The 847-nt window shown below is 55.5% G+C and carries 1 protein-coding gene; it reads left to right on the top strand.

Annotated elements, in window-relative coordinates:
- Positions 1-169: 169 nt before the first annotated feature.
- Positions 170-847 (top strand): AVAST type 3 anti-phage proein Avs3b (gene avs3b / locus EN780_RS35675; RefSeq protein ID WP_210215098.1); only part of this gene is annotated, 678 nt, incomplete at its 3' end.

Raw genomic sequence — 847 nt, 5'->3', positions numbered from 1 at the left:
CTGTTGCGCAAGCTCGATATGGACATGATCGTTAAAGTGGAAATCGAGCGGCGGCGCAGCTACTCTCGATACGAAAGCCGAGATGACGATGACAACAAGAAAGTCCCGCCCACGGTCCAACTCTTCCTCATCAAATCCGACGGAAGTGTCGAAACATGCTGACGCGATCTTGGCCCTTGGCAAAAAGCTCATCGCCGAACTGAAGCTCGCCGACACCAATGATACGCTGTCGCGCTGGATGGTCCATTACCTTGCGGAGCAAATCAAAAATGCCGAACAGAAAGCTGCGAAGGATCACCCGCAGCGCGTCATAGCGTGCCGCGATGCGATCCTCGCCCTTTGGCAACACAGACACGAGTTGCCAAGCGGCAGCCGCCCGTTTCAGGAACTCGAACCGATAATAAGAACGCTGGCGTCGCTTGATTCTGAGGCAGGGCCATATCGCTATTTCGCGCCTCCGTTGCCACCCGAGAGTGCGCGCAAAGAAAGCAAGGCATCGCAACAATGGCTGCAATTGGCGGAGCGCCTCGACTATTCTGCGCGCATCCTCATCAGGCACTGCCTGGCGAACGCAGCGGATAACGCAATTGATAAATCAAAGGTATGGGTCGTGCTTGCCCAGAAGGCCGGCCTTGAGCAGATTGAATTGCCGATTTTGCGCATCATCATTGCGGACGGCGACCTTGCCGACGCAACCGATCCCGACGAAGAGCAGCGGAAGCTTCTGAAGGATCGCGCGGACAAGCTACGCGGATTTGTGGAACTCGCAACGACGGTTATCGAGGAATACGACAGTCAACTCAACGGAAAGCCGGGCGCAAAAGCCAAAAAACCCAAAGCCCTTAAG

This window comes from Mesorhizobium sp. M4B.F.Ca.ET.089.01.1.1 (assembly GCF_004022605.1).
GTDB lineage: Bacteria > Pseudomonadota > Alphaproteobacteria > Rhizobiales > Rhizobiaceae > Mesorhizobium > Mesorhizobium abyssinicae.
The sequence above is the reverse complement of the archived record's forward strand: the minus strand, read 5'-3'. Positions and strand labels throughout refer to the sequence as shown.